This is a genomic window from Leptolyngbya sp. AN10 (assembly GCF_050565645.1).
Taxonomy (GTDB): domain Bacteria; phylum Cyanobacteriota; class Cyanobacteriia; order Leptolyngbyales; family Leptolyngbyaceae; genus Leptolyngbya.
This window is the reverse complement of the sequence record NZ_JBNXVP010000017.1, coordinates 156,008-162,230: the sequence shown is the minus strand read 5'-3', so window position 1 is coordinate 162,230 and position 6,223 is coordinate 156,008. Positions and strand designations below refer to the sequence as shown.

Annotated in this window: 7 protein-coding genes; 1 reads left to right on the top strand and 6 read right to left on the bottom strand. The window is 47.9% G+C overall.

The window, feature by feature from the left end; all coding sequences use genetic code 11:
• Window positions 1–206 precede the first annotated feature (206 nt).
• Window positions 207–698: a CGLD27 family protein gene (locus tag ACQ4M5_RS23445; protein WP_430678103.1), complete on the top strand. Its 492-nt coding sequence runs from the start codon at window positions 207–209 to the stop codon at window positions 696–698.
• Between the two features lie 359 nt (window positions 699–1,057).
• Here ACQ4M5_RS23445 and ACQ4M5_RS23440 read toward each other — a convergent pair whose 3' ends face one another.
• From ACQ4M5_RS23440 to ACQ4M5_RS23415, 6 genes are all read right to left on the bottom strand, one after another.
• On the bottom strand, window positions 1,058–1,267 hold the full coding sequence (locus ACQ4M5_RS23440) for a chlorophyll a/b-binding protein (protein WP_430678102.1): 210 nt from the start codon (window positions 1,265–1,267) through the stop codon (window positions 1,058–1,060).
• Window positions 1,268–1,384: 117 nt separating this feature from the next.
• Window positions 1,385–3,289, bottom strand: coding sequence for an ATP-dependent zinc metalloprotease FtsH (gene ftsH / locus ACQ4M5_RS23435; RefSeq protein WP_430678101.1), 1,905 nt, complete (start codon window positions 3,287–3,289; stop codon window positions 1,385–1,387).
• Between the two features lie 156 nt (window positions 3,290–3,445).
• On the bottom strand, window positions 3,446–3,880 hold the full coding sequence (locus ACQ4M5_RS23430; protein ID WP_430678100.1) for an ATP-binding protein: 435 nt from the start codon (window positions 3,878–3,880) through the stop codon (window positions 3,446–3,448).
• A 154-nt stretch (window positions 3,881–4,034) separates the two neighbouring features.
• Complete coding sequence (gene rph / locus ACQ4M5_RS23425; RefSeq protein WP_430678099.1) at window positions 4,035–4,766, bottom strand: ribonuclease PH; 732 nt, start codon at window positions 4,764–4,766, stop codon at window positions 4,035–4,037.
• Window positions 4,767–4,850: 84 nt separating this feature from the next.
• Window positions 4,851–5,552, bottom strand: coding sequence for a molybdopterin-dependent oxidoreductase (locus ACQ4M5_RS23420; RefSeq protein ID WP_430678098.1), 702 nt, complete (start codon window positions 5,550–5,552; stop codon window positions 4,851–4,853).
• 5 nt (window positions 5,553–5,557) lie between these two features.
• Entirely contained in the window at window positions 5,558–6,139 is a 582-nt protein-coding gene (locus ACQ4M5_RS23415) for a cytochrome b/b6 domain-containing protein (protein ID WP_430678097.1), read from the bottom strand.
• Window positions 6,140–6,223 lie beyond the last annotated feature (84 nt).

Genomic DNA, 6,223 nt, shown 5'->3' with positions numbered 1-6,223 from the left:
CCAATGATGCCGTCAAACTTGCGGGTCGGGGTCAACGTTTTCGACTCACTGAAGGGGCTTTTGACTCTTTTACCCTACCGCGTTCTCATGGCTTTGGATAGTCAAAAGTCATAATGAGAATTGCTGAGAATCTACGTCTTTGCTTTCATCCTCTGTTCAAGTCTTTTATACTAAACGGTAGCTTTCCATTTCCTCGGCTTGAATCCATGAACTCTGTCATTTGTCCCGTTCCAGAGGAACAGCGACCAATTAACGAATATCAAGACCTGAAGGAATCTTGGTTTTTTCGGTGGGCAACCCTCGAACTTGTTGGCTATCTCAAACCGATCGTCATTCTCTGGTTGATGAGTTGGCTGATTTCGGCTCCGGTGGCTGCGGTCAGTTTTCCACCTGCAAAGCATTTAGAGCAGTTTCTTTTATTCGCATCGGCTGGAGCGCTTGTGATTCCAGGCTTGGCGTTGCTACGGCTCTATTTGGGATGGGCGTATGTGCAGCGTCGATTGCTCGATCCAGCGGTGTTTTATGAAGAGTCGGGCTGGTATGACGGGCAGATGTGGGAAAAGCCGCCAGAAGTGTTGGCGCAAGATCGGTTGATTGTAAATTATCAAGTGCAGCCGATTTTAGAGCGGTTGAAAAAGACGTTTGGCGCGATCGTAGTTACAGTCTCGATCGGGATTGCAATTTGGTTTGTACTCTAAACCATAAACTTCATGATATGCAATTGGATGCTCGGTGAATTCTATTCGCCTCAGAGGGTGTTTGAGAAGTATAAAAAGCGGCTTTGCTACGTCGCGAGTTCGCCCGGAGATCAATCTCCGGGCTAATGGAGGAAACTCCGCTGAAGCGGACTGGGAGCATCATACGGAATTCTTAGCCCAGTTTAGTGGGCTTCCCACAATTAGCCCGGAGATTGATCTCCGGGCGGGTGAATGCGATGAACGATTATTTCTCAAACACCCTCTCAGTACCGCATAAATCTCTAAAACAAAAAAGGTGAAGCACTTCAGAAGCAACATCACCTTTTTTAAGAATTACCTTTTCGCGAATTGGAACGAATCTACAGGCTAGTGAAAAATCCAATAATACCATGTCCGGTAAAGACTTCGAGCAATACAAGCGAAACAAAGCCGATCATGGCAAGCCGACCGTTTAAGCGTTCCGCGTTGATGTTAAATCCGAATTGAGGCTGATCCGTGACGTACATTTGAGGCTCGATCGCAAAGTTGTTCAATTTGCCCTGATCGTCCACAATGGAGCCGCTTTTCATGGAATATTCTCACTTTTGTGCTTAATTTCTTCACAAACTGTAACAGATTGTATTGAGTTTTGTAAAGAAGATGAGTGTGAAAAAGCCCCTTCAAAATCGAAAGGGCTGAAAAAAGAATTAGTTCGCGACGGGGGCAGTTTGAGAGAGAGTATCGCGGTATTCCTGAACGATCTTGCGGAACTGATCGCCCTCGATCGTTTCTTGTTCGAGCAAGACATCGACTAAGCGATCGACTAATGGACGATTCTCACGCAACAATCGACGCGCTTCGGCGTAACAGAATTTCGCAATTTCACGCACTTTATGATCGATTTGACTTGCGAGTTCTTCAGAATACTCTGATTGCGGCATCATGCTGCGACCTAAGAACACTTCGCCGCCCGCACTTTCAAAGGCAACCGGACCCAAATCTGACATGCCAAACATTGTGACCATTTGCCGCGCAATCTGAGTTACTTTGCCGATATCACTCGCAGCGCCTGCATCGATCGCATCTTCACCAAATACTTCAGCTTCAACGGCTCGACCTCCCAGAATCACTTTAATTCGATCGAGCATCCAAGCACGAGTATAGAGACCACTATCGATCGTTTCCTCATCCGGAACCGTTTGTGAGAAGCCTTCGATTCCACCCGCACGAGGAATGATTGTGACTTTGTTCAACGGATCAGCATTCTCTAGAATCGTCGTTAATAAAGCGTGTCCGATCTCGTGATAGGCAGTCATGCGCTTGCGAGTGGAATCTAGCAGCGGATTTTTCGCAAGCCCGATCGATACGCGGTCGATCGCATCATCAATTTCCAGCATCGTGACCGCATCTTTACGACGACGTGCAGTTAGAATTGCCGCTTCATTCAGCAAGTTCGAGAGTTCTGCTCCAGAAAATCCAGGAGTTTGACGAGCAATCTTTTCTAGATCTACTTCGTCTGAGAGCTTCTTGTTTCGGGCATGAACTTCGAGGATTTTCAGGCGACCTTTACGATCGGGTAAATCGACCGTGATTTGTCGATCGAATCGTCCCGGACGTAACAGCGCAGAATCCAACACATCTGGGCGGTTCGTTGCAGCAATAATAATGATTCCAGTGTTGCCTTCAAACCCGTCCATTTCAGTGAGCAATTGGTTCAGCGTTTGTTCGCGTTCATCGTTTCCGCCGCCAATTCCTGCACCCCGTTGCCGTCCCACCGCGTCAATCTCATCGATAAAGACGATACAAGGCGCGTTCTCTTTCGCTTTCTTGAACAGGTCACGAACACGGGAAGCGCCAACACCGACGAACATTTCGACGAATTCAGAACCAGAGATCGAGAAGAACGGAACACCCGCTTCACCTGCGATCGCTTTCGCCAACAATGTCTTACCTGTTCCCGGCGATCCAACTAATAAAACTCCCTTGGGAATTCTCGCGCCAACTGCGGTAAAGCGTTCTGGCTTCTTCAGAAATGTGACGACTTCTTGAAGTTCTTCTTTCGCTTCTTCAATTCCTGCCACATCATCGAACATGACACCCGTTTTGGCTTCCATTTGGAATCGAGCGCGAGACTTTCCGAAGCTCATCGCTTGTCCAGGTCCACCCGGAGAATTGCTCGATCGACGGAGAATCAGCAGCAATCCAGCAATCAGCAGCATAAACAGCAGTAGATTCGCAATCAACCCAACCACGACGCTATTATCTGCGGTCGGATCAGACTCAAACGTGACCTTATTTTTGCGGAGTCGATCGATCAGTTCTGGATTGCGATCGAGCAATTGCACTTCGAGCGGCGGATCGTTCTTGCTCTTTCCTTGCAGGCGAACTCGTGCCACGTTCTGAGCTTCATCGATTTCGACACGCTCGACTTCGCCTGCATCAATTTTTTTCAGTAATCCCGTATAGCTTAGGGTTTCACGGGCTTGAGCCATCGCTGGAGCACTCATCAAGAGGCTCTGAAGCAGCATCCAGCCTACGATCGTAGCTTTACCTGCTTTCGATCGAAACTTCGTGAGCGACAGCGATTGAGCAAAATTCCGTGAGCCTTTCATTGTGTGTTGCCTTTTGTCGGGTGGGACAGTATAGGGAGCGATATGAGGGTAGGGAGTAGGGAGTGGGGAGTGGGGAGTGATTTTAGTTAGCTTCTACTCCCTATCCCCTACTCCCTACTTTCCTACCAGTCTAGCCGTCTCAAAACGAATTGACACTTAAGCAGGTGGAGTTTCGGGCGTGTACTTGACAATTCTGAGACAGTTGCGCTGTCCTCGACGATCGTAAGTGACTTCATCTGCTAGACGGCGCAATAAAAACCAGCCGTATCCTCCTTCTTGTAGAGTTCCTGGCTGGGGTTCTCGAATATTGTTGGGATCAAAAGGTTGCCCCCAGTCCCAAATTTGTATCTCCATTCGATCGTCGTGCAGGGCGACCTCAATATCGATCGAGGTGTCCTTCGAGAGTCCGGAGTGGGCGTGACGGACAGCGTTTGTAAATCCTTCGGCTAAAGCAAGATTGAGGCGGTGGAGTTGATTCTCACGCCGGGGAAAGTGTGGATCATGTTGATACCAAAACTTCTCAAACCACTTCTGGACATGGTTCAAGACTGTGAGGTTACTGTTAACCGACAGATGCTCTTGTTGAAACATGCTTCGCTTCGTTCACTCGATCGCGGGTCTAGGGGGGTGTTTCTATCTCTAACTGTATTTATGATACGTGTCTTTTCAGCGTCGATGCGTTGTATTTTCTCCCAAAATGCTCTGAAAAATTTGGCACTCGGTAGAGGGTTTGCATAGACTCCAATCAATGTAAGGAATTGATATCTAGCGCTTTTCGCTGCAATTGTAGCAGTTCCTTAATTCCTTTCTCGGCAAGGTTCATAATTTGATCTAATTGCTGTCGCGTGAAGCTGCCTTGTTCGGCTGTTCCTTGAATTTCAATGATTTCGAGTGCATCATTCATGACCACGTTGCAATCGATATCGGCTGTGACATCTTCGGGATAGTTCAGGTCGAGAAATGCCTCGCCTTCGATCAGTCCTACAGAAATAGCTGCGACTTGATGACGGATTGGAGAGCGATCGAGGTCTCCTTTTTGAATCAAAGTCTCGATCGCATCATGCAACGCGACGAATGCTCCTGTAATGGAAGTGGTTCGTGTGCCAGCATCGGCTTGCAGAACATCAGCATCGATCGTAATCGTGCGTTCTCCAAGAGCCTGCATATCAAGTACTGATCTCAAGCTGCGTCCGATCAAACGTTGAATTTCTTGAGTGCGTCCGGAGAGTTTGAGCAGTTCACGATCTTGTCGATCGGGTGTGGCTCCCGGTAGCATTCTGTATTCTGCGGTGAGCCAGCCTTGTCCTTTGCCTTCGAGAAATCGAGGCACTTTGGGCTGAACGCTGACCGTACAGAGAACTTGAGTATCACCACAGCAGGCAAGAACGGAACCTGCGGAAAATTTAGTAAATCGACGGGTGAAAGTCGCGGGACGGAGTTGATCGGGTTGCCGACCATCTGGACGCTGCCAGGGCATGGAATTTCCTCAAATCTGTGATTTAGCATACCGTCCACTGTTTGCTCTGGACGGGTGGATTCCAGATTGTCTTCAGATTTCAGGTTACAATCCCGCAAACCATTCGTACCCCTGATCTTCCCAATAGCCCCGCGATCGACCTAATTTGCTCACTAGCGTAATCCGCGTCACCCATTTGCTCTGCTTGTATCCCAGCTTGATCGGCGATGCCAATCGTAACGGCGCACCATTCTGAATCGGCAATGGCTCTCCGTTCTTTTGATATGCCATTAGAGTTTGAGGATGAAGGCACGATCGTATGTCCCAACTCTCTGAATAGCGATCGGCAGATTGAAAGTAAACGTACTGAACTTCTGGTTTCGGTTGCGCCAGTTGAATCAGATCTCGGAGTCGAACACCGTCCCACTGTACGATCGCTGCCCATCCTTCAACGCAAACATGACGAATAATCATCGAAGTGAGCGGCAATTTGTAAATCTCATTCAAACTGAGCGACAACGGCTGATTGACTTCGCCATCAATAATTAATCGAAATTTCTCTGGATCAATCACAGGCGTAAATCCAAAGGTATTCACGATCAATTTATCTGGCTCGATTTGACTCGCCGCAAATTCAGGCACAGGCGTTTCGGGCTTCAGTAATAGTTCCTCAACTTTTTGATTGAATGGTTCTGTGAGTGCGCCTGCTACATCCGCAAAAATCGGAACACCACAGCCACCCAGAATTAATCCTGAACTTGAAACACCAGCGATTTTGAGAAAGTCACGTCTCGAAAAATTCTGCATTACCCTTACCAGAACATTGAATCAATGAGGCGAGAACCTCCGACTTTGAGCGCGAGAAAGGAATGGACGATCGCGAATCCGATCACGGTCGGAACACTAGAGAAATGGACAATTCTCAACGCTTGCCAATCTCCGAACATCTCGACAATCCAAGGAAATTGCGCGGGTTTGTACATCCCGATACCGCTGAGGATCGCGAGGAGAAGAATGGGCACGATCGCGGTATAAGCAACCCGATGCCAAGCATAATATTTCCGCTTCGGGTTTTTTCCGGTCTGGAGTGCCTTCATATCATTTGCACCGACAAATCGATGCTTCCATCGCCGCGTCACAATCGCGTAAATTCCGTACCAAAGTAAATTAAGCGAAAAGATTCCCATCCCCGCAAAGTGCCAATCTCGCCCCCCTGCTAACCATCCACCCATTGTAAAAATCGGCGGAATTGGAATGCCTGCTCTACCTCCAAACACTGGATTGGCATTATAGATTTGCAATCCGCTGGTCAGCATGACGAATAGACTAACCACATTAATCCAATGAAACGTTTTGGCGAGAATTGCCTGTTTCGGTAAAACTTTGAGTTCCATCGCGCTTCACAAAAGATCACATATTCATTAATGTGACACAAAAAAGAACCCGTAGCTTGTGAAAACCACGGGTCTAAAATTCTC

Coding starts and splice junctions, on each gene's coding strand:
- ACQ4M5_RS23445 (WP_430678103.1), top strand. CDS start 207: ATGAACTCTGTCATTTGTCCCGTTCCAGAGGAACAGCGACCAATTAAC.
- ACQ4M5_RS23440 (WP_430678102.1), bottom strand. CDS start 1,267: ATGAAAAGCGGCTCCATTGTGGACGATCAGGGCAAATTGAACAACTTT.
- ftsH (WP_430678101.1), bottom strand. CDS start 3,289: ATGAAAGGCTCACGGAATTTTGCTCAATCGCTGTCGCTCACGAAGTTT.
- ACQ4M5_RS23430 (WP_430678100.1), bottom strand. CDS start 3,880: ATGTTTCAACAAGAGCATCTGTCGGTTAACAGTAACCTCACAGTCTTG.
- rph (WP_430678099.1), bottom strand. CDS start 4,766: ATGCCCTGGCAGCGTCCAGATGGTCGGCAACCCGATCAACTCCGTCCC.
- ACQ4M5_RS23420 (WP_430678098.1), bottom strand. CDS start 5,552: ATGCAGAATTTTTCGAGACGTGACTTTCTCAAAATCGCTGGTGTTTCA.
- ACQ4M5_RS23415 (WP_430678097.1), bottom strand. CDS start 6,139: ATGGAACTCAAAGTTTTACCGAAACAGGCAATTCTCGCCAAAACGTTT.